Source organism: Kocuria gwangalliensis, from assembly GCF_039544365.1.
In the GTDB taxonomy this organism is placed as follows: domain Bacteria; phylum Actinomycetota; class Actinomycetes; order Actinomycetales; family Micrococcaceae; genus Kocuria; species Kocuria gwangalliensis.
Genome location: NZ_BAABLN010000051.1, coordinates 1 through 1015 on the forward strand (window position 1 = coordinate 1; position 1015 = coordinate 1015).

Sequence of the window (1015 nt, forward strand, 5' to 3'; positions counted from 1 at the left end):
CTGATATGTAGGGATTCCTTGTCAAGAGGGCAGGGTGAGGCGCCGTCCGGAAGCTATCCGGGCGGCGCCTCGTGTTGGCCCAGCCGGTGCTGACCGGGAAGCGTGTCGGTGGCGACGCGCGGTCAGACTGATATGCGCGGGTTGGGTACCGCAGGACGGTGTTCGGCTGGAGCGGACCGCGTGTCTAGGATCGAGCGTGGCACCGAGGTGAAGAACACCACGGTGCTGCTCATAGGTGTTTCGCGGATCGCTCCACGCGCTGCCTCCCGGGACCACCGGCGGGCCGGCTTGTGGGGCGGGGGGCCTATCCGGTGGTGACCTCCTCCATCACGGCCAAAGACCAGCACCATCCAGCCAGCTCCCGGGCGATGGCCACATTGGCGATCGTGGAACGCTTTTTGCGTTCGAGCATTCGCAGCCAGCGTTCGTGCAACCTGCGGTTGCCCGCATCGCCGCGAGCCCGGGCGGCGGCCGGGGCCAAGTCCCAGCGATCGCGCATGGTCTTGCCGATGCGGTATGCCGGGCGGTGGTGCCAGGCTGCTTCGACCAGCAGCCGCCGGGCATGGGTGTTACCGGTCTTGGGTGTCCGGCCCCTGTGCTCTGCTGGTCCCAGAGGAGTGCTCGGAGGGCACCAACCCGACGAAGGCCCCGATGGTGTTGCCGGTGAAACGGTGCCAGTCACCGATTTCCACGGCCAGCCCGAACCCGGTCAGCGTCGAGATCCCGCGCAAGCACCCCAATCGATGAACCACCTCGCAGAACTGGGACTCGGTGGCCATTTTCCTGATCGCTTGATCCAGCCGGTCACGGCGGGCCAGAGTGGCCAGCACCGTCTCGTGCTCGGCGTCAAAAGCCATCCGAGTCGCCGGGGATTCCAAGTGCTGGCGGGCCAGCCACGCGTGATGGGCCCCGGTCCAGGCCTGCCCACCGTCATAGACGATCCCATGGCGCAGCAGCAATTTTGAAAGCCGGTGGCGGGCGCGCATCAGATCTGAACGGCAGTCCTCTCTGGCCC

At 66.8% G+C, this 1015-nt stretch carries 1 pseudogene; it reads right to left on the reverse strand.

What is annotated here, in order from left to right:
• Window positions 1-304: 304 nt before the first annotated feature.
• Window positions 305-1015: pseudogene (locus ABEA06_RS14605) on the reverse strand (transposase); the annotation flags it as partial.